The organism is Azospirillum sp. OGB3, from assembly GCF_014192915.1.
Lineage (GTDB): Bacteria > Pseudomonadota > Alphaproteobacteria > Azospirillales > Azospirillaceae > Azospirillum.
Map to the genome: position 1 here is coordinate 125,071 of NZ_JACHYN010000010.1, position 20,334 is coordinate 145,404.

At 69.1% G+C, this 20,334-nt stretch carries 17 protein-coding genes, 1 tRNA gene and 1 pseudogene; 12 read left to right on the top strand and 7 right to left on the bottom strand.

Annotated features, from left to right (window positions below; translation table 11 throughout):
- Window positions 1–237: 237 nt before the first annotated feature.
- On the bottom strand, window positions 238–975 hold the full coding sequence (locus FHW79_RS19775) for a PhoH family protein (RefSeq protein WP_137140118.1): 738 nt from the start codon (window positions 973–975) through the stop codon (window positions 238–240).
- A 740-nt stretch (window positions 976–1,715) separates the two neighbouring features.
- Here FHW79_RS19775 and minC point away from each other — a divergent pair.
- The 10 genes and pseudogenes from minC (at window position 1,716) to FHW79_RS19825 (ending at window position 11,718) form a co-directional block, all read left to right on the top strand.
- A complete protein-coding gene (minC, locus tag FHW79_RS19780) occupies window positions 1,716–2,474 on the top strand; it encodes a septum site-determining protein MinC (protein WP_211108396.1) in 759 nt (252 codons plus the stop codon).
- A 141-nt stretch (window positions 2,475–2,615) separates the two neighbouring features.
- Window positions 2,616–3,431: a septum site-determining protein MinD gene (minD, locus tag FHW79_RS19785; protein WP_035672130.1), complete on the top strand. Its 816-nt coding sequence runs from the start codon at window positions 2,616–2,618 to the stop codon at window positions 3,429–3,431.
- Window positions 3,428–3,676 (top strand): annotated as a pseudogene (gene minE, locus FHW79_RS33550) (cell division topological specificity factor MinE); the annotation flags it as partial. The gene minD and the pseudogene minE, both read left to right, overlap by 4 nt.
- Before the next feature lie 388 nt (window positions 3,677–4,064).
- Window positions 4,065–5,456, top strand: coding sequence for a CRTAC1 family protein (locus FHW79_RS19795; protein ID WP_183180531.1), 1,392 nt, complete (start codon window positions 4,065–4,067; stop codon window positions 5,454–5,456).
- A 233-nt stretch (window positions 5,457–5,689) separates the two neighbouring features.
- A complete protein-coding gene (locus FHW79_RS19800) occupies window positions 5,690–6,238 on the top strand; it encodes a PAS domain-containing protein (RefSeq protein WP_094305923.1) in 549 nt (182 codons plus the stop codon).
- Window positions 6,213–7,523, top strand: coding sequence for a methyl-accepting chemotaxis protein (locus tag FHW79_RS19805; RefSeq protein WP_183180532.1), 1,311 nt, complete (start codon window positions 6,213–6,215; stop codon window positions 7,521–7,523). Before FHW79_RS19800 ends, FHW79_RS19805 begins: the two co-directional genes overlap by 26 nt.
- 431 nt (window positions 7,524–7,954) lie before the next feature.
- On the top strand, window positions 7,955–9,061 hold the full coding sequence (locus FHW79_RS19810) for a methyl-accepting chemotaxis protein (RefSeq protein WP_183180533.1): 1,107 nt from the start codon (window positions 7,955–7,957) through the stop codon (window positions 9,059–9,061).
- 79 nt (window positions 9,062–9,140) lie between these two features.
- Window positions 9,141–10,139, top strand: a complete 999-nt coding sequence (gene dgcA, locus FHW79_RS19815; RefSeq protein ID WP_183180534.1) for an N-acetyl-D-Glu racemase DgcA — start codon at window positions 9,141–9,143, stop codon at window positions 10,137–10,139.
- Window positions 10,136–10,519, top strand: coding sequence for a cupin domain-containing protein (locus FHW79_RS19820; protein WP_183180535.1), 384 nt, complete (start codon window positions 10,136–10,138; stop codon window positions 10,517–10,519). The genes dgcA and FHW79_RS19820 overlap by 4 nt, the downstream gene beginning before the upstream one ends.
- Window positions 10,516–11,718 (top strand): aminotransferase class V-fold PLP-dependent enzyme, encoded by a 1,203-nt coding sequence (locus FHW79_RS19825; protein ID WP_183180536.1) that lies wholly within the window; start codon window positions 10,516–10,518, stop codon window positions 11,716–11,718. Before FHW79_RS19820 ends, FHW79_RS19825 begins: the two co-directional genes overlap by 4 nt.
- A gap of 3 nt (window positions 11,719–11,721) precedes the next feature.
- Here FHW79_RS19825 and FHW79_RS19830 read toward each other — a convergent pair whose 3' ends face one another.
- Window positions 11,722–12,906 carry a glycosyltransferase family 4 protein gene (locus tag FHW79_RS19830; protein WP_183180537.1) on the bottom strand — a complete coding sequence of 395 codons (1,185 nt, stop codon included), beginning with the start codon at window positions 12,904–12,906 and terminating at the stop codon, window positions 11,722–11,724.
- 168 nt (window positions 12,907–13,074) lie between these two features.
- Entirely contained in the window at window positions 13,075–13,476 is a 402-nt protein-coding gene (locus FHW79_RS19835) for a 4a-hydroxytetrahydrobiopterin dehydratase (protein WP_183180538.1), read from the bottom strand.
- A 101-nt stretch (window positions 13,477–13,577) separates the two neighbouring features.
- Between FHW79_RS19835 and FHW79_RS19840 the strand changes: the two genes are divergently transcribed.
- Complete coding sequence (locus tag FHW79_RS19840) at window positions 13,578–14,171, top strand: uracil-DNA glycosylase (RefSeq protein WP_247884509.1); 594 nt, start codon at window positions 13,578–13,580, stop codon at window positions 14,169–14,171.
- 6 nt (window positions 14,172–14,177) lie between these two features.
- On the opposite strand, the gene glk is transcribed toward FHW79_RS19840, so the two are convergent.
- From glk to FHW79_RS19855, 3 genes are all read right to left on the bottom strand, one after another.
- Entirely contained in the window at window positions 14,178–15,152 is a 975-nt protein-coding gene (gene glk / locus FHW79_RS19845; protein ID WP_183180540.1) for a glucokinase, read from the bottom strand.
- A 10-nt stretch (window positions 15,153–15,162) separates the two neighbouring features.
- On the bottom strand, window positions 15,163–16,560 hold the full coding sequence (otsA, locus tag FHW79_RS19850) for an alpha,alpha-trehalose-phosphate synthase (UDP-forming) (RefSeq protein WP_183180541.1): 1,398 nt from the start codon (window positions 16,558–16,560) through the stop codon (window positions 15,163–15,165).
- A 463-nt stretch (window positions 16,561–17,023) separates the two neighbouring features.
- Window positions 17,024–17,902: an N-formylglutamate amidohydrolase gene (locus FHW79_RS19855; protein WP_183180542.1), complete on the bottom strand. Its 879-nt coding sequence runs from the start codon at window positions 17,900–17,902 to the stop codon at window positions 17,024–17,026.
- A gap of 233 nt (window positions 17,903–18,135) precedes the next feature.
- Here FHW79_RS19855 and FHW79_RS19860 point away from each other — a divergent pair.
- Window positions 18,136–18,210, top strand: a tRNA-Val gene (locus tag FHW79_RS19860).
- A gap of 106 nt (window positions 18,211–18,316) precedes the next feature.
- Here FHW79_RS19860 and FHW79_RS19865 read toward each other — a convergent pair.
- Window positions 18,317–20,269, bottom strand: coding sequence for a methyl-accepting chemotaxis protein (locus FHW79_RS19865; protein ID WP_247884510.1), 1,953 nt, complete (start codon window positions 20,267–20,269; stop codon window positions 18,317–18,319).
- Between the last annotated feature and the right edge of the window lie 65 nt (window positions 20,270–20,334).

Here is a 20,334-nt window from a genome sequence, read left to right on the forward strand (position 1 = left end):
GACGAAGCGGTGACCGTCCGGAAATTCTGCTAAATTTTTTGTTACTTTTGCTCCGGGGGCCTGATCGTCGTCAAGGCGCATCAACCCAGGGTGAGAAAACGTCGCGGGTCGCCGTCCAAAAGTTTGGAAGAGAAAGATTGCAGCGCCCCGGAAAAGAAAGGGGAGGCCCGAAGGCCTCCCGCAGTTGCGAATTGGAAAGGGTGGGTGCGTGTCGGTGCCGTTCGTTTGCCGACGGCTTCAGAGCACGGTCAGCATGCTGGCGACCAGGGGGTGGCGGACGATGTCGGTGTCGCTCAGCCGGACGACGGCGATGCCCTCCACCGCCTCCAGCCGGCGCGCGATGTCGGCCAGGCCCGACAGGTTGTCCAGCAGGTCCGTCTGGTCGGGGTCGCCGGTCAGGACCATGGTGGAATGCCAACCCAGCCGGGTCAGCAGCATCTTGATCTGGGCGTAGGTGCAGTTCTGCGCCTCGTCGATCACAACGAAGGCGTTGTTCAGGGTGCGCCCGCGCATGAAACCGACCGGCGCGATCTCGATGGTGCCGTCGGCCATCAGAGCGCGCAGGCGCTTGGCGCCCAGCCGCTCGCTCAGCGCGTCGTAGAGCGGGCGCAGGAACGGGGCCATCTTCTCGTGCATGTCGCCCGGCAGATAGCCGATGCTCTCGCCCGCCTCGATGGCCGGGCGGGACAGCACGATCCGGTCGACCTTGCCCTCCTCCAGCGCCTCCACCGCGGAGGAGATCGCCAGGTAGGTCTTGCCGGTGCCGGCGGGGCCGAGCGCCACAACGAGGTTATGGTCCTTGATCGCCTCCATCAGCCTCTTCTGGTTGGGGCTCTGGGGCTTGACCTTGCGGAGATAGCTCTGGTCGCGGCGGTCGGCGCCGCCCACGGGGTCCCAGCCGGCGGCGGGGAACAGTGGGTGGACCGTCGACTCGGACGCTGAAACGGCGCTGCCTTTGGTCTGGCGTTTGGCCATATCGCTCTCCTAACGTCACGTTGGTGGGCGGCGGCTCCGGGCACAAAAAAACCTCCCGCAGGGGGAGGTCGTCGATGCTGCTGTGCAACAGGATGGCCGGAGTCTGGCTTGCCGGTGCGAGGCGTGCGTCCCGTCGGCTGCGCCCGTCATGGGCTGCCGGCGACATTCGGACGCTCGGGAACGAAGCAGGGTGCAAGCGGAACCTCTTCGTCAGACTAGGAACCTCACATCACAAACATAGGTCGCCCGGCGGCGAAGGTCAGGCGGAATTGCGGGCATCGCAAAAGATTCACACAAGATGTTGTGGATGAGCCGCAGGGGGAGGCGCAGCGGCGACGGACTACCGCCAGAGGCGGAGGGAACCCGGCGGCATCGCGACGCAGGGATGTTCTGACGGACCCATGACCATCTCTGCGGGTGTCGGGACGAGGGAAAGATGCCGCAGCGTGAAAAGGGCATATCCCTGCAAAACCCTTTGCCCGGCGAATCCAGTTCCATTACCATACTTTGTGGTGAGACCTTCCGCTGACGCAACACATGGACCTCTAGCCCGGACGGGGATGCCCTGTTCCGGCCCATGGCGCGTGTGTCCGGCGGTTGTCACTCCATCGGCGCCGGGAAAGGCTTGAACGGATGGGGTCCGCGCCGCTAGAACCCGGGTGGTTGACCCTTCCGCCCTGGTGCCTGGCCGATGGCCCCAGACATGCGGACGATACGGATTCGGCAGGAACACAAGCAGGATGGCAGCGGTGAGCAGCGCCAGGCAGGGTGCCGATCGGGACGGTCCGTTCCAGTTGCGGGGCAATTCCTTCACCATGATGGTGCTGAAGGTGAATGATCCGGCCTCGCCGGACTTCTTCACCCAACTCGCCGTGAAGGTCCGGCAGGCGCCCAATTTCTTCCGCAACGCCCCCGTCGTCCTCGATTTCGAGGAGCTGACGGAGGACACCCCGCGCTTCGACATCGCCGCCCTGGTGACCAACCTGCGCGCGCTGTACCTGCTGCCGGTCGGCTTCCGCGGCGGCCCGCGCGCGGTCCACGAGGGGGCGCTCGCCGTCGGGCTGACCCCGATGCCCGCCGGGCGCGCCGCCAAGCTGGAGTCCACCGCACCCCCCGCCGACCCGCAGGCCGGCGCCGCCCCGATTCCCGCCCCGCCGCCCGAGCCGGTCTACCGCCCGGCGCTGCTGGTGACCGAGCCGGTGCGCTCCGGCCAGCAGATCTACGCCGAGAAGACGGATCTGGTCATCACCGCCCCGGTCTCCCCCGGCGCGGAGGTGGTGGCCGACGGCAACATCCACGTCTACGGCGCGCTGCGCGGCCGGGCGCTGGCCGGCGTGTCCGGCGACACCAACGCGCGCATCTTCTGTCACAGCCTGGAGGCCGAGGTCGTCTCGGTGGCCGGGCTGTACCGCGTCAGCGAGGATTTCGGGAACGACGTGCTGAAGAAGCCGGTGCAGATCTTCCTGCGCGACGGCTATCTTCACATGGAGCCCCAGTGATGACGCTTTTGAGCGCTTTCGGTCGAACGGCCCTCTGTGCGAGGACGGTGTCACGCAAAGCGTGCCCGGCACAGACCCTGATCTGCGTAAACCGGTAACCGGACCTTGGCGGCAACATTTAGGAACGTGGGAGAAGCTCCGTTGGGCAAGATCATCGTCATGACTTCCGGCAAGGGCGGCGTCGGCAAGACGACCTCCTCCGCCGCTTTCGCGACCGGACTCGCCTTGCGCGGCTTCAAGACGGTCGTCATCGATTTCGACGTCGGGCTGCGCAACCTCGACCTCATCATGGGCTGCGAGCGGCGCGTGGTGTTCGACTTCATCAACGTCATCAACGGCGAAGCGAAGCTGAGCCAGGCGCTGATCAAGGACAAGCGCATCGACAACCTGTCGATCCTGCCGACCTCGCAGACCCGCGACAAGGACGCCCTGACCCGCGAAGGCGTGGAGAAGGTCCTGAACGAACTGTCCAAGGACTTCGACTACATCGTCTGCGACAGCCCGGCGGGCATCGAGCGGGGCGCGCTGATGGCGCTGTACTTCGCCGACCACGCGGTGATCGTGACCAACCCGGAAGTCTCCTCGGTGCGCGACAGCGACCGCATCCTCGGCGTGCTGGCCTCGCGCTCGCGCCGGGCGGAGCAGGGGCTGGAGCCGGTGACCCAGCAGCTTCTCCTCACCCGCTACGACCCGGAGCGGGTGGAGCGCGGCGAGATGCTGAAGGTCGACGACGTTCTGGAGATCCTGGCGATCCAGCTGCTCGGCGTGATCCCGGAGAGCCAGGCCGTGCTGCGCGCCTCCAACGTCGGCATGCCGGTCATCCTCGACGAGGCGTCCAACGCCGGCCAGGCCTATCTGGACGCGGTCTCCCGCTTCCTGGGCGAGGATGTCGAGCACCGCTTCGTCACGCCGCAGAAGAAGGGCCTGTTCAGCCGCCTCCTCCGGAGGTCCGCATGAGCATCTTCAGCTTTTTCCGCTCCGCCCCGCGCGCGTCGGCGGTCCAGGCCAAGGAACGTCTTCAGATCGTCATGGCGCACGAGCGCGCCGGGCGGACGGGGCCGGACTATCTGCCGATGCTCCAGCAGGAGCTGCTGGCGGTCATCGCCAAGTACATCGACATCGACCAGAACAAGGTCGAGGTGAAGCTGGACCGCGGCGGCGACTGCTCGACGCTGGAGCTGAACATCGAGCTGCCGGCCCGCGAGGCCGCCGCCAAGGCGCTGAAGGAAAGCGCCAAGCTGGCGGTGGCCGGCAACCGTCCGGCGGCGGCCAAGGACGGCGACGAGTCCGATGCGGTCAAGCTGGCCGCCGGCGGCTCGCTGACCAACGGCGGGGTCAAGAAGCGCCGCTGAGAGTCGCGCGATCCGAGACCAATCCCGCCGCAGCCGGCCCGCTGCGGCGGGATTTTTCATGCCCGCCGGAACGCTGCCTGCGCGGTCATAGGCCGCAGCTCCTTGCCGGGCTGGACTTCCGTGCGGGTTTACCTCAGCCGTTCGAAGAGGTATCAACGGATGAGAGCCCGTCAGGGACCGGCCCTCGCGGGTCAAACCCTCCCCGGGCGTCGTCGCGGCAGTGAGGGAGTGGCGCCCGATGTTCTTCGAATGCTCGCGGCTGATCGACGGCAACCAGCCGCGCCTGTCCAACGGCATCACCGTGACCGACGTCGACGGTGACGGGGCATTCGAACTGGTGGTCACGGGCTACGCCACCAACAACCTCATCCTCAAATGGGACGGCTCCCGGCTGGTGGACATCGCCGGGCCTCTGCTGGCCGACGCCTCGGGCTGCGCGGTGGCCATCGCCGCCGCCGACGTGGACGGCGACGGGCGGGAGGAGCTGTACGTCCTGAACTCCGACCGGGCGAGCGGCCCGAAGGAGATGGGCGACCGGCTGTTCGCCTGCTTCGGCAAGCACTGGCTCGACCTGCTGGCCCAGCCGGAGAACGCCGGCATGGCGAACCGCATCGCCGGGCGGTCGGTGATCGCCATGGACCGGCACGGCCATGGCCGCTACGGCTTCGTCGTGGCGGCGGACGGCGGCCCCTTCCGCCTGTTCGAGCTGAGCCGGCGCGGGCGGCTGGAGGACGCGGCGGAGGACGCGGGCATCGACCTGATCGGTGCCGGGCGCGGGCTGCTCGCCATGCCGTTCCTGTCCGACCGCGTCGACCTCTTCGCCTGCAACGAGGGCGGACCGAACTTCCTGTTCCGCAACCTGGGCGACGGCACCTACGAGGAGATCGCCGAAGAGCGGGGCGTCGCCGATTCGCGCTTCGCCGGGCGGGCGGTGACCGCGGTGGACGGGCCGGGCTATGGCGGGTTCGGGCTGCTGGTCGGCGCCTGGGAGGGGCCGCAGCGCCTGTTCGTCCAGCGCTCCGGCGGCGGCTTCGTGGACGAGGCCGATCCCGAGATGTCCTTTCCGGGCCGGGTGTCCAGCGTGATCGCCGCCGATTTCGACAACGACGGCTACGAGGAGCTGTTCTTCAACCTGCACGGCGAACCCAACCGCCTGTTCGGCTGGCGCGACGACCGCTGGCAGGCTATCGACCTCGGCGACGCGCTGGAGCCCAAGGGGCTGGGGACCGGGGCGGCGGTCGCCGACATCGACGGCGACGGGCGGCTGGAACTGCTGGTCGCCCACGGCCATGGAGAGGGCGGCGGGCATGGCGGCGGATCGCCGCAGCCCCTGTCGCTCTACCGCACGGCGGCCAACCACAACGGGTGGCTGCGCGTGCTGCCGCTGACCCACTACGGCGCGCCGGCCCGCGGCGCCGTCGTCACCTGCACGGCCAACGGGCGGCGGCAGGTGCGGTCCGTCTGCGCCGGGTCGGGCTATCTCTGCCAGATGGAGCCGGTGGCCCATTTCGGGCTGGGCGCCGCCCGCGCGGTGGAGCGGCTGGAGGTGCGCTGGCCGGACGGCATGACGGCCATCGTCGAGAACCCGCCCATCGGCCGCCTGCTGACCGTGCCCTACCCGCCGGAGTGAGGCGCGGCACAATCTTGCGTCCGGCCGACGGTTGAGCGATGCCGGGCGAACGGTTGAGCTGAATCATATTTCCGTCCGGCAACAAATTTAATCTTTTGTATAACCTGCATGGTCTTTATTTTGCGGCGTCCGCCAGTGCCCGACGGGAGCGCGCGGATGGGGAGATGTACGCCCTGTAACCGACCGCGAACCAATAAGGGGGCGCCGGGCTCTCGGCCCGCGACCGCAGGCACATGGCACACAGCGCTGTTCTCAGTCCCGGCCCCCGCGACCGGACGCTGACCGGGGTCGAGCGGTTCTTCGACGCCGACGAGGTCATCGTTTCCAAGACCGACCTGAAGGGCCGAATCACCTACGCCAACCGGGTGTTCCAGCGCGTCGCCGGCTACAGCGAGGCGGAGCTGATGGGCGCTCCGCATTCCATCGTCCGCCACCCGGACATGCCGCGCTGCGTGTTCAAGCTGCTGTGGGACACGCTGGGGGCGGGGCAGGAGATCTTCGCCTATGTCGTCAACCGGGCGCGCAACGGCGACCATTACTGGGTCTTCGCCCATGTCACCCCCAGCTACGACGTCAACGGCCGGCTCGTCGGCTACCACTCGTCGCGCCGGGTGCCGGACCGCGGCGCCATCGACAAGGTGGTGCCGCTCTACCGCACGCTCCTGGACATTGAAAACCGCCACGAAGACCGCAAGCAGGGCATGAACGAGGCCTTCGCCACCGTTGTCGGGCTGCTGACCGAGAAGGGGATCGGGTATGACGAATTCGTCTTCTCTCTCTAAGGCGTTCGGCCTGGGGGCGGTTGCCGCGCTGCTCGTCACAGCGCTGTTGGTGACCGATTCGCTGGGTGTCGGCGGCGCGCCGCTGCGCATCGGGATCGGGGCCGCCGCGCTGGCCGCGCTGGTCGGCGTCATGCTGTGCATGGTGCGCGCCCGCGCCGCGGTGGGGCAGGCGGTGGCGGTCTGCCAGGCGGTGTCGCGCGGCGACTTCGAGGCGCGGGTCGTCAATGTCCGGGAGACGGGCGACCTCGGCGAGCTGATGCACGCCCTGAACGACTCGATCGACCGCACCGACGCCTTCATCCGCGAGGCCACCGCCTCGATGAGCTACGTGTCGGCCAACAAGTATTTCCGGCGGATCGTGCTGAAGGGCATGCAGGGCAATTTCCTGCACGCGTCGCGCACCATCAACACCGCCACCGACGCCATCGCCGGCAAGGTGAAGGGCTTCGCCGGGGTCACCGACCGCTTCGAGACGCAGATCCGCGCGGTGTGCGAGCAGGTGTCCGGCACCGCCCACCAACTGGAGATGTCGGCCCGCACCATGGAGACCGACGCCCAGACCGCCACCGGCAAGGCGTCCTCAGTGGCCGCCGCCGCGTCGCAGACCGGCTCCTCGGTCGGCAGCGTCGCCGCGGCGACCGAGGAGCTGTCGGCCTCCATCCGCGAGATCGCCCGACAGGTGGAGGAGGTCGCCAAGGTCGCCGCCAACGCGGCGGGCGAGGCCGAGCGCTCCAACGCCCTGATCGCCGAACTGTCGGGGGCCGCCAAGACGGTGGGCGAGGTGGTGACCCTCATCAACGACATCGCCAGCCAGACCAACCTGCTGGCGCTCAACGCCACCATCGAGGCGGCGCGGGCCGGCGAGGCGGGCAAGGGGTTCGCCGTGGTGGCGCAGGAGGTCAAGCGGCTGGCCGACCAGACCGCCAAGGCCACCGGCGACATCGCCGGGCAGATCGCCGGCATCCAGTCCTCCACCGACGTGGCGGTCGCCTCCATCGTCGGCATCGGCCACACCATCCAGGACATCAACCAGATCGCCGGCGGCATCGCCGCGGGCATCGGGCAGCAGGGCTCGGCGATCCGCTCGATCGTCAGCAACATGGATCAGGCCGCCGCCGGCACCCGCGCCGTCACCGAGGACATCCAGGACGTCACCACCGCCGCCGAACGGACCAGCGGCACCGCACACGAGGTCTTCGCCGCGTCGGAGCGGATGAGCGTCCAGGCCGACCGCCTGACCCGCGAGGTGCAGCTTTTCCTCGACGAGATGCACAAGGTCGCCTGACGCTTCTTTGTGCATAGTCGCCTTTTTTGTCCGAAAAACTGCACTTGCTTATTAGGTGGGCATTGATTAGCCGCCCGGCATTTGCTTGTATGCTAAGCAGTGTCGAAGCGGTGCAATGGGTCCATGCGACCTTTTGCCTCATTTTTTAGGAGAAACCGGTGTTTTTGTTGCGGCGCACGCGGTGCGTGGGGTGCGGCGCGGCAGGACCGGTGCCGCGTGTGATTGTTCGGACTCCATTATGACGCCGAATTCATCACAATTTCGAAACTGACATCTCGAAAACATTGAGGCCGATCTCGGGAGTTTGCGTGAAAACGCAGGCGTTCCAGGGCGTTGCGCGCTCTGATGGTCCCAAAAGGGCTGTTGGCACAGCGTTTGATGGTTAGACGTCTAAAAAAGATATCCCACCCAAACTCACAGAGGTGTTCGGGATGAGTGTGGCCGGAAACGAACTGTTCGAGCTTTCCCGGGGCGTCCTGGATGTCGCTTCCCGGAAAGTGTCTTTGATCGAAGACATTACCCGCCGCACCAAGATGCTGGCGATGAACGCCCTGATCGAGGCGTCGCGGGCCGGCGACGCCGGGCGGGGCTTCGCGGTGGTCGCGAACGAGGTCTCCGAGATTTCCAAGCAGGTGAACACCATCACCAAGGAACTGCGGTCGGAGATCGTCTCGCGCGTCGACCACCTGACCACCACCGGCAGCGCCATGGTGCAGGAGATGCACGGGCGGCGTCTGGCCGACCTGTCGCTGAACATGATCGAGATCATCGACCGGAACCTGTACGAGCGGTCCTGCGACGTGCGCTGGTGGGCGACCGACAGCGCGGTGGTGGACTGCGCCGCCGACCCGACCGAGGTGAACCGCCAGCACGCCTCGCACCGGCTGGGCGTCATCCTGGAATCCTACACCGTCTATCTCGACCTGTGGATCGCCGACCTGAAGGGGGAGGTGATCGCCACCGGCCGTCCCGGCCGCTACCCCGGCGCCCAGGGTGCCCGCGTGGGAGACGAGGGGTGGTTCCGCCAGGCGCTGGCCACGCGCAACGGCGGCGAGTTCACGGTGGGCGACGTGGCGCGCAACGGCCGCCTGGAGGACCGGGTGGTCGCCACCTACGCCACCGCGATCCGGCGCGGCGGCGAGGCGGACGGCGATCCGATCGGCGTGCTGGGCATCTTCTTCGACTGGGAGCCTCAGGCCGCCGCCGTCGTCCAGGGCGTCCGGCTGGAGGAGGAGGAGCGCTCCCGCTCGCGCTGCCTTCTGCTCGACGCGCGGCACCGCGTGATCGCCTCGTCCGACGGGCGCGGCATCCTCAGCGAGACCGTCCAGATCCGCCGCAGCGGCGAGAGCATGGGCCATTACGCCGACGGCGCCGGGCGCACCTACGGCTACGCCCTGACGCCGGGCTACGAGACCTACAAGGGGCTGGGCTGGTACGGGGTGATCGTGCAGGACCCCGATCCACGCCAGCAGCAGGCGCCCGCAACCTCTGGTGGGCACGGGCGTATGGGAATGAACGGGGCCGGGCTTCACGGGTAAGGCTGGCATTCCCACCCTGCTCTGGTCATCGCGGCGGGTTTGCTTACACTTCGGGTCCGCCGCGTTGCTGGAGAGTTTCATGTCGTCCACCGCCCGCCGTCTATACGTCCGCCGCGATACCTTCCCCATCGCGGGGACCTTCCGCATATCGCGCGGCGCCAAGACCGAGGCCGAGGTCGTGGTCGCCGAAGTGGTCGAGTCCTGCAAGCGGGGCCGCGGGGAATGCGTGCCCTACGCCCGCTACGGGGAGTCGCTGGACGAGACGGTCAGGACGCTGGAGTCCCTGGCCGGGGCGGTCGCGGACGGGCTGGACCGCGAGCGGCTGCGCGCCCTTCTGCCGCCGGGGGCGGCGCGCAACGCGCTGGACTGCGCGCTGTGGGACCTGGAGGCCAAACAGGCGGGCAAACCGGCGTGGCGGCTCGCCGGGCTGCCCGACGCGCCGAAGAAGCTGACCACCTGCTACACGCTGAGCGTGGACGAGCCCGCGGCGATGGCCGCCTCCGCCAAGGCGCGGGCGGCGGACCATCCGCTGCTCAAGATGAAGCTGACCGGGGAGGGCGACCTCGACCGCGTGCGCGCGGTGCGCGAGGCCGCCCCGACCACCCGCCTGATCGTCGACGCCAACGAGGCCTGGACGCTGGAGATGCTCCGCCGCTTCGCCCCGGTGCTGGCCGATCTGGGGGTGGAGCTGATCGAGCAGCCGCTGCCCGCCGGCGAGGACGAGGCGCTGCGCGGCATCGACTGCCCGGTGGCGCTGGGCGCCGACGAATCCTGCCATGGGCTGGATTCGCTCGACCGGCTGAAGGGCATCTACCGGGTGGTCAACATCAAGCTGGACAAGACCGGCGGCCTGACCGAGGCGCTGCTGCTGAAGCAGGCGGCTCAGGAGTCCGGCTTCGAGATCATGGTCGGCTGCATGGTCGCCACCTCGCTGGCCATGGCGCCCGCCGTGCTGCTGGCCCAGGGCGCGCGCTACGTCGACCTCGACGGGCCGCTGCTGCTGGCCGAGGACCGCACGCCGGCCCTGCATTACGACGGTGGAACTCTGTGTCCGCCGGCCCCCGAACTCTGGGGATGAGCGTTCCGGCCGGCAACCTGCTGGCGGGCCTGCCGGCGGAAGCGCTGCCGGACGAGATTTTCACGACATTGACGGAAGCGGCGGCGTCGTCTGGCACGGTGCGCATCGAGCGCATCCTGTCCACCGGTCAGGCGTCCCCCGACGGCATTTGGTACGATCAGGCGTGGGACGAGTTCGTGCTGGTCGTCCAGGGCGCGGCCCGGTTGCAGCTTGAGGATGAGGCGGAGCGGACGCTCGGACCCGGCGATTGGCTGATGATCCCCGCCGGGCGGCGGCATCGCGTGGCCTGGACCGATCCGACCGCCCCGACCGTCTGGCTGGCGGTTCACATCGGCGAGAAGCAGCCCCCGGAGACACCGGGGCGGGGGGAGGACCAATGACCATCGACGTCGCGCGCGCCCGCGCCGAGACGCCGGGCACCCGGCACGTCGCCCACTTCAACAACGCCGGGGCCGCCCTGCCGCCGCAGCCGGTGCTGGACGCCGTGACCGCGCATCTGGCGCTGGAGGCCACCATCGGTGGCTACGAGGCGGCCGAGCACGCCAACGGCCGGCTGGAGGGCGTCTACGACTCCGTGGCCCGCCTGCTCGCCTGCTCGCGGGATGAGGTGGCGCTGACGGAGAGCGCGACGGCGGCCTGGGGCATGGCCTTCAACGCGCTGGCCGCCCTGCCGGAGGAGGGCTTCCGGCCCGGCGACCGCATCCTGACGGCGCGCGCCGAATACGCCGCCAACCTGATTCCCTTCCTGCAGGCCTCCCGGCGCACCGGCGTGGCGGTCGAGGTGATTCCCAGTGATGAGACCGGCCAGACCTCCGTCGCGGCGCTGGAGGCGATGATCGGGGAGCCGGGGAAGGGTCCGGTCCGGCTGATCGCCATCACCCACATCCCGACCAACGGCGGGCTGGTCAACCCGGCGGCCGCCATCGGGCGGGTGGCGCGGCGGCACGGCATCCCTTATCTGCTCGACGCCTGCCAGACGGTGGGCCAGATGCCGGTGGACGTCGAGGAATTGGGCTGCGACTTCCTGTCGGCGACCGGGCGCAAGTTCCTGCGCGCGCCGCGGGGCACCGGCTTCCTCTATGTCCGCAAGGACTGGCTCGACCGCATCGAGCCGCACACGCTGGATCACAGCGGCGCCGCGCTGGTAGGGCCGGACCGCTACACCATGCGCCCCGACGCCCGCCGCTTCGAGCTGTGGGAAAGCAACATCGCCGCCCGGCTCGGGCTGGGGGTGGCGGTGGACTACGCGCTGTCCTGGGGGCTGGCGGCGATCCGCGACCGCGCCTTCGCGCTGGCCGACGCGCTGCGGCAGGGCCTAGACGCGCTTCCCGGCGTGACGGTGCGCGACCTCGGGGCGGAGCGCTGCGCCATCGTCACCTTCACGGTGGACGGTCACGACCCGCGCGCCATCAAGGCCGCCCTGCGCGGTCAGGGCATCAACCTGTCGGTGTCCTCGGCGCCCTCGACCCCCTTCGACATGGAGGCCCGTGGCCTGACCGAGGTCGTCCGCGCCTCTCCGCACTATTACAACGACGAGGCGGAGGTGGAACGGCTGCTGGCGGCGGTGAAGGCGCTGTAGGCGCTACAGCACCGACTCCACGACCTCCGCCACGCCGTCAGCGTAACGGTCCCAGGTCAGCCCGGCCAGGAAGGCGGCGCCCGCCCGCCCGATGGCCGCGGCGCGGGCCCGGTCGGCCCACAGCCCTTCCAGCGCCGCGACGATCTCCTCCACGTCGCTCTCGCCCCAGCCCTCCGTGCCGAAGGACGTCCGGATGGCGCCCTGTCGGGTCAGCGGGACGCAACGGTCCGTTCCGATCAGGTCGAGGTGCCCGGTGTTTGCCGACAGGATGGCAGGGACGCCGCAGGCCATGCATTCCATGGCGACGAGGTTGGTCCCGCCCTCGCCGCGGTTGGGGAACAGGCCGACGTCGACCTCGCGCAGGATGCGGGCCATGTCGGCGTTGGGCACCGGGCCGAGGTCCATCACCTGATCGGGCGGCACGCCGTTGGCCACCGCCCAGCCCGCGCCGTCGAACTGCCCGTTGTCGTGGAAGGGCACCGGCGCCACGGCGGGGTTGGCCTCCAGCGAGCGGGCGCTTTCCGGCCAGGGGTTGTGCCACGCCGTCAGCAGCAGCGCCTCGGGATGGCGCTCGGCGAAGGCGCAGAAGGCGAGCAGGGCGAGGTCCTGCCCCTTGCGGAACTCCGGCTTGCCGCCGGAGAAGACGACGAAGCGGTCCTTGAACCAGCCGACCTTGGGCGCCGGGTGGAAATGGGTGGGATCGACGCCCTGCAGCACCGTGCGGACCCGCCCGATGCCGGCGCCGGTCAGCACCCGCTCGACGAAGCTCGACCCGGCGACGATGGCCGCGCACTGCTCCGCCCGTGCCCGGCCCTCGGCGTCGATGGCGGAGTCCTCCAGATAGCAGACGCCGACGGTGGGTTGGCCCTTGACCGTCACCCCCTCCACCGACCGGCTGCCGACGAGGTTGTTGCCGAGCCCGCGCAGCACCGGTACCGACACGCCGATCTCCTGCCCAGCATGGGGCGCGATCTGCCGGCACAGTGCCTCGGATTCGCGGACGAAGCCGGCCATGCGCCGCCATTCCAGCGGCGACAGCGCGATGTCCTCCAGCCGCAGCGGCAGCGAGCAGACCGGCACCAGCCGCCCGCTGCGCGTCCAGCTCAGCGCCAGTTGCAGCCCGTTGACGCCCCAGCCGCTGTAGCTGGACAGGCCCCATTGAATGACGGCGGGCAGGGCGTTGGGCATGGGGCGTGCTCCGGGTTGGATTGCCCTCTTCCCTCTGGGGAGAGGGTGGCCCGGAGGGCCGGGTGAGGGGGATGCGCTTTGTGGTCGGTCCGGCAAAGGCGCACCCCCCTCACCCTAACCCTCTCTCCGGAGGGGAGAGGGGAGAAAGTTGAGGGGAGAGGGGAAAAATCAGCCGTGCCGCGCGGTGGGAGAGACGTCGCCCATGGACTCCGAGACCGGGGCGTAGGGTTCGTCGATCAGCCCTTCGACCTTGGCGGCCATGATGAAGTCGTTCTCGTGTAGGCCCCTGATCTTGTGCGTCCAGAAGGTGACCGTGCAATGACCCCAGCCATAGAGGATCTCGGCGTGGTGGCCCTCCGCCTCGCACAGGTCGCCGACGCGCATCGCGAAATGCTGGGCCTCGCGGAAGTTGGAGAAGCGGTAGTCGCGCTCCAGCCGGTCGGGGTCCGGCTTGATCGACCAGCCGGGGACCTGCACCAGATAATTCTCCGCCATGGCGCGGTCCATCGGGGGAATGCCGCCGCGGCAGGGTTCGCAGCTCTTTCCCGCCAGCTCCTGGTGTGTCGCCATCTCGCGTCCTCCTGTGTTGTTGGATTCGACTCCTCGTTTTGAACAATGCTGGGGCCGAAGCCTCGCGGCGGCAAGCCTCACGACCAGCCATGGACGCGCGCATGACGGACCTGCCCTTCGCCGATTACCAACAGCCCACGAAGACCGCCGCCGGGCCGCGCCTCGCCATCGTGGGGGAGGCGCCGGGGGCGGAGGAGGTGCGGCGCGGCGTGCCCTTCGTCGGGCGCAGCGGCCAGCTCCTCGACGAGACGCTGAAGGCAGTGGGCGTGGAGCGGGCGGAATGCCTCGTCGCCAACGTCTTCCGTTACCAGCCGCCGGGCAACAAGGTCGGCCATTTCTTCGCCTCGCGCACCCGTGCCAGGAAGGAGGGGCGGGCGCTGGACGAGCGCTGGGGGCCGTTCGGCACCTCCGACTGGGTGCTGGGGGAATTCTCCGGCGAGATCGAGCATCTGCAGCGGACGCTGGAGGGCTTCGCCCCCCGCGTCATCGTCGCGCTGGGCCGCACGCCGCTGTGGGCGCTGACCGGGCTGAACGGGATCATGCAGCTCCGCGGCACGGTCCAGCCCTGCCGCCTCGTGCCGGGGGCGGAGGTGGTGGCGACCTTCCACCCCAGCTACATCCTGCGCGGCCAGCTCGCTGAACAGCCGACCTTCCTGGCCGACCTGAAACTGGCCGCGTCGCGCCTGACGGCGTAAGCGCCCTTACGCCCGCTCGGCGGCCTCCGCCAGACCGAGGAAGGCGGGAAGCTCGTGAATGATGACGTAGGTCGGGATGGGGGTCAGGAAGTCACGCATCCGGCCCTTCTCCATGAAGCGCTTGCGGAAACGGGAGTGGGTGAACAGGGTGCCCAGCTTCGGCACGATGCCGCCGGCGATGTAGATGCCGCCGCGCGCCCCCAGCGTCAGCGCGAGGTTGCCCGCCACGGTGCCGAGCATCGCGCAGAACATCTCCACCGCCTCCACGCAATGCGGGTTGGTGTTGGCGGTCGCCGCGTCGGACACCTGGGCCGGGGTGAAGGGCTCCGGCTCCTGGTGGTCGAGGACGCACAGCGCCTGATAGAGGTTGACCAGCCCCGGCCCGGACAGCACCCGCTCCGCCGACACATGGTCGAAGCTCTTGCGGAGTTGGGCCAGGACGGCGCTCTCGCGGTCGCTGACCGGCGCCATGGTGACGTGGCCGCCCTCCGCGGCGAGCGCGGTCCAGCCCTCGGCGCCGGGCACCAGCCCCGACACGCCCAGCCCGCTGCCCGGCCCGATCACCCCGACGACGCGGCCCGGTTCCGGCGCGCCTTCGCCCACCTGGCGCACATCGGCGGCGGTGAGGCGGGGCACCGACAGGGCGACGGCGGTGAAATCGTTGATGACTGCCAGCCGCTCCAGCCCCAGCCGGCCGCGCACCTCGGCCGTGGAGAAGGACCAGCCGCGGTTGGTCATCAGCACCGCGTCGCCGGTCACCGGGCCGGCGATGGCGAAGGCGCCGCGGCTGGGCCGGGCGTCGTGCGCCACGCCGCCCAGATAGGCGAGCGCCGCCGCCTCCAGCGACGGGAAGTCGGCGCAGCGCAGCACGCGCGAACCGTGGATGCCCGTGCCGTCGATCAGGCCGAAGCGGGCGTTGGTGGCGCCGATGTCGGCGACCAGGGTGACGGGGCCGGAGGCGGCATTGCTGTCTGTGGTCATAAAGTCAGTTTCACCCGTACGGCGCGCGCGTCAAGGCATCGACGTAGCTTTCCCGCCACCAGCCGATGTCGTGGCTGCGCAGGATGCGCATCATCGCGGCGTGGCGCTCCTTGCGCTCGGGCAGCGACATGGTCAGGGCGCGCTGCAGGGCGTCGGCGACCGCTTCGATGTCGAAGGGATTGACGATCAGCGCCGAATCGAGTTCGCGCGCCGCCCCGGCGAAGCTGGACAGCACCAGCACGCCGGGGTCGTCGGCGTCCTGGCAGGCGACATACTCCTTGGCGACGAGATTCATGCCGTCGCGCAGCGGGGTGACCAGCCCGACATGGGCGGTGCGGTAGAAACCGGCCAGCACGCGCCGCCCGAAGCTCTTGTTCAGGTAGCGGATCGGCACCCAGTCGAATTCGGCGAAGCGCCCGTTGATGCGTCCGGACAGCTCCGACAGCTCGCGCTTGATGGCGATGTATTCGGGCACGTCCTCGCGGCTCGGCGGCGCCACCTGAAGGAAGGAGACGCGGTTGCAATGCTCCGGGTAGGCCGCCAGAAGCTGTTCGAAGGCCTGGAAGCGCTGCGGCAGGCCTTTCGAGTAGTCCAGCCGGTCGACCCCGATGATCAGCTGCCGCCCGACGAGGCTTTCCTTCAGCCGCTGGGTGTGGCGTGAACGCCCGGAGGTTTCGGCGATGCCCACCAGATTTTCGGTGTCGATGCTGATGGGAAAGGCGCGGGCCAGCAGCGTGCGCCCGAAGGCGTGGATCAGCATGCCGCCCTCGGGGCCGCGGTCCTCCACCTCGCCGTCCAGCTCCTGCCGGATGTAGTCGGCGAAGCTGCGCAGGTCGACCTGGGTGTGGAAGCCGACGAGGTCGTAGGCGCACAGCTCGCGGATCAGCTCCCGGTGGTTCGGCAGGGCCACCAGGATTTCCGGGGCCGGGAAAGGCGTATGCAGGAAGAAGCCCATGCGCTGGGTGCAGCCGCGCTGGCGCAATTCCTCGCCGAAGGGGATCAGATGGTAGTCGTGGACCCACACCATGTCGTCCGGCTGGAGAAGCGGAACCAGCTTCTCCGCGAAATAGCCGTTGACCCGCTTGTAGCCTTCGCGCGTGCGGCGGCTGACCTCGATCAGGCCGACGCGGTAATGGAACAGCGGCCACAGGGTCTGGTTGGCGAAGCCGTTGTAATATTCCTCGAAGTCGCGGCGGCTGAGGTCCAGCGTCGCGTAGGTCAGGCGTCCGACGTCGGTGCGCCGGGGCTCGCTCTGCGACTCCTCCTCGACCACCGTGCCGCTCCAGCCGAACCAGATGCCTCCGGTCTTCTTCAGCGCGGCCAGCACGGCCACGGCGAGGCCCCCGGCGGCCTGCTTGCCTTCGTCGATGGGGGCGACGCGGTTGGATACGACGACCAGTCTGCTCACGTGGGTGGTTCTCCGGTGCCGGACGGCCGCGTGGTTAAGCGGCCGAATGGCGCGTGTCGGGGCGGACCCCGGGACGCGCAGGGACAAAACGACCGTGTGGGGGGTTGGTTCCCTATCGGTCGAATGGGTTATGCCGAAGGGCCGGGGTGGGTTGGCGGGCGCGCCGCCAGCCCCAGATTGTGCGGGAGCAGGGATGGGACTCTGTGTGCAATGCAGCATAAACGGCTGCTTGCGCCGCGCCGAAGCTTTGTCTTAACTTTGGTTAAACCATTGAATAGCATGAAAAAACATTTTCCCTCTTGATCCCCGGACGGGGTTTCATCATATTGTGCAGTGCGGCATCGATCGTGTCTGCGACGCGGGCGGTGCCGTAACGCACTTCTTGGGCGTTTCCTCCCTAGACTCGGGCCGGGGCCTTTGCCCCGGCCTTTTTTTGTGCGCCGTTCGGCGCGTGAAAGGCTGGTCAGCGCGGCGCAAGGGGGCCGGGCGGCAGGTGGGCGATGTTGTCGACCATCTCGTGCATGTGCCGGGTCAGGACGGTTAGGAAGGGCAGACGCGACAGCGAGGCCTCGTCCATGTAGAGGTCCCGGCTGATCTCGATCTGGAGCGCGTGGATGCCCTGGCGCGGGCGCCCGTAATGGCGGGTGGTGTAGCCGCCGGCGTAGGGCGCGTTGCGGCTGACCGTGTAGCCCAGGCCGCGCAGGAAGCGCTCCGCCGTCTCGGTGACCGCGGGCGCGCAGGAATTGCCGAAACAGTCCCCCAGCACGATGTCGCTGCGCCGGTTGTCGCGGTCGCCCAGCCCGGGGGAGGGCATGGAATGGCAGTCGATCAGCACCGCGTGGCCGAACCGGGCGCGCGTGTCCTCGACGAGCCGGCGCAGCGCGGTGTGGTAGGGGGTGTAACACTGCTCCACCCGCCGCACCGCTTCGGAAAAGCGCAGCTTGCCGCGGTAGATGTCCTCGCCGTTGGCAACCACGCGCGCGATGGTGCCCAGCCCCGCCGCGACGCGCGGCGAGCGCGTGTTGACGTAGGGCGGCAGGGCGTCGGCGAACATCTCCGGGTCCAGCTCGTAGGCTTCTCGGTTGACGTCCAGGAAGGCGCGGGGGAACAGCGCGCGGATCAACGGGATCCCCAGCGCCGGGGCGCCCGCGAAGATCTCGTCGACGAAACAGTCTTCCGACTTGCGCAACGCGCGCGGGTCGAGCCGCGCCGCCGCCAGGAATTCGGCCGGATAGCGGTTGCCGCTGTGCGGCGAGGCCAGCACCAGCGGCTGGGTCTGTTCGTCCGGGGCCAGAAGTTCGAAGGCCGGCTCCGGTGTGGCGGCGTCGACGGAAGCATCCATGGCATTGTGATGTAGTGGACCCGGACGGCTCTGTCACGCACCGTCCCGCTCACGCCCCAACAGATGTGAAGCGCGGCTTGTCCCCTCGGCGGAAAAATGACGGTGTCCGCTGCCGGGCGGCAAAAAAGTGAAATCCGGGCTTGCCAGACCCCCGGGATGATGGTACACCCCACGCCCACGCCGGACGGGACGCAAGACGGATGCCGAACCCCGAACCGACCGGCGGCACGGATGGGCGCGTAGCTCAGCGGGAGAGCACTACGTTGACATCGTAGGGGTCACAGGTTCAATCCCTGTCGCGCCCACCATCCTCGAAGGCCGGAACCCTAGCGGGTTTCCGGCCTTCGCCACATCTGGGCTCTGCCGGGCGACCGGCCCTTGCCACGGTGGGCAAGGGCCTTGCCATCCCGCGGGTCAGGCCGCGTTGCGGTTTGGCGCCGTGCCGCGCGCCAGCTTTTCCAGATCGCGCTCCAGCGCCGGCTGGTCGGCCTCCGGCACATGGAACTTCACCTGCAACTGCCCGGGCGCGCAGGAGTTCACCGTGAAAGGCACGGGGCGGGACAGGCCGGGCGCGCGCAGGGTGCCGGGAGTGCCCACCCTCATCATCGGCGCGTCGGCGATCATCGCGCCGCCCAAGGAGAGGTTGGCGATTCGCGCCTTGCCGTCCGTTCCGGCGTCGGCACCGTCGATGGTGCAGGGCAGGTCGATCTGGAAGCGCGTGTTGCGGCGGCGGTCGACGTCGTTGGTCGCGGTGCGGACCACACGCACCAGGACGCTTTGCAGATCGTCGATGCTCCGCGCCACGTCTCCGGCAACGGCGCGCATCCCGGCGGCCCGCCCGCCGCTCTGGTTGGCCTCCTCGGACACCAGCGCGATGCGGCTGGAGACCTCCTGCGCGGAGTGGCTGGTCTCGTTGACGGTGCGGGCGATCTCCCGGGTGGCCGCGTCCTGCTCCTCGACCGCGGCGGCGATGGAGGAGGAGATGTCGGACACCTGGTCGATGCTCGCGGCGACCTCGCTCACCCGGTCAACGGCCTGCTTGGTGACCGATTGCACGTCGGTGATCAGTGTCGCAATCTCCTCGGTGGAGCGGGCGGTCTGGCTGGCGAGGTTCTTGACCTCCTGCGCGACGACCGCGAACCCCTTGCCCGCCTCCCCGGCGCGGGCCGCCTCGATGGTTGCGTTCAGCGCCAGCAGGTTGGTCTGGCTGGCGATGTCGCCGATCAGCCGGGCGACGGCGCCGATCCGCTCAACCGCCGTCGACAGGTGCCCGATGATCGCCCTGGCGGACCCGGCCTTCTCGACGGCTTGTCCGGTCACCGACACCGACGCCGTCACCTGTCGGCCGATCTCCTGGATGGAGGCGGACAGCTCGTTGGCCGCGGCGGCGACCGTCTGGGCGTTGGCCAGCGCCTGGCTCGCCGCGGCGGCGACGCTCTGGGAGTTGTCGCTGACCATCCCGGCGGAGGCGGCCATCGCCTCGGCGTTGCCGGCCATCTGCCCGGCGTGCCGGGCCACCTGTTCCACGGCGGCGCGGGTCTCGCGTTCCACCGTGTCGGCCATGGCGGCCAGAGCAAGGCGCCGCTTCATCTCGCCGGCCTCGCGGGCGCGCTCCTGTTCGGCGCGCAGGCGCTCGTTCTCCAAGCCGGCTTCGCGGAAGACGCGCACGGCATCGGCCATCTGGCCGATCTCGTCGCGGCGTCCCGCGAACCCGACCTCCATCCGCAGGTTGCCGGCGGCCATGCCGGTCATCGTCAGCCGCATGCAGTCGATCGGGCCGACCACCCCCCGCCGCAGGAAGATTATGGAGGCGGCGATGAGGCACAGCATCACCGACGCCGCCGCGATCAGCAGGGTTTGCAGCGTGGCGGCGGAAGTCTCGATGTCGGTCACCGCCGCGTCGAGGCCGCCCAGACGCTCGTCGCGGATCTGCTCCATGGTGGAAAGGAGCTGTTCCATCTCCTTGTCCATGCTCTCGGCGACCGCGTCGAATTGTCCCATCATGGCGTTCCCCGCCGACGGACCGCCCTCGACGTAGGTCTGGGACATGCGACGGCCCAACTCATAGAAGGGGGGAAAGGCGTCGCGGGTGGCGGCGATGATCCGCATCATGTCCGTCAGCCCCAGTTCCCGGGCGATGGCATGGGCGCTCTCGGCGTGCTGGGCGAAGGCCTTCGCGAACTCATCCGCCTTGGCCGGCCCGTCGTCCAAACCGTCCAGCCCGCGGGTCGCCGACACGTCCGTCAACCATTGCTGAACCTGCGCCACATCGTAACGGATGTTGGCGATCATCTCGCTCAGCGGCACGATCTTGCGGCTCACCGTGTCGACGGTCTGGCGGACGTGGGAGAGGTGGTGCTCCTGCAACGATGTTTCTTTCCCAACGCAGAACGTTGCGATCGCCATGACGATAAAAACGAACACGGACGTCA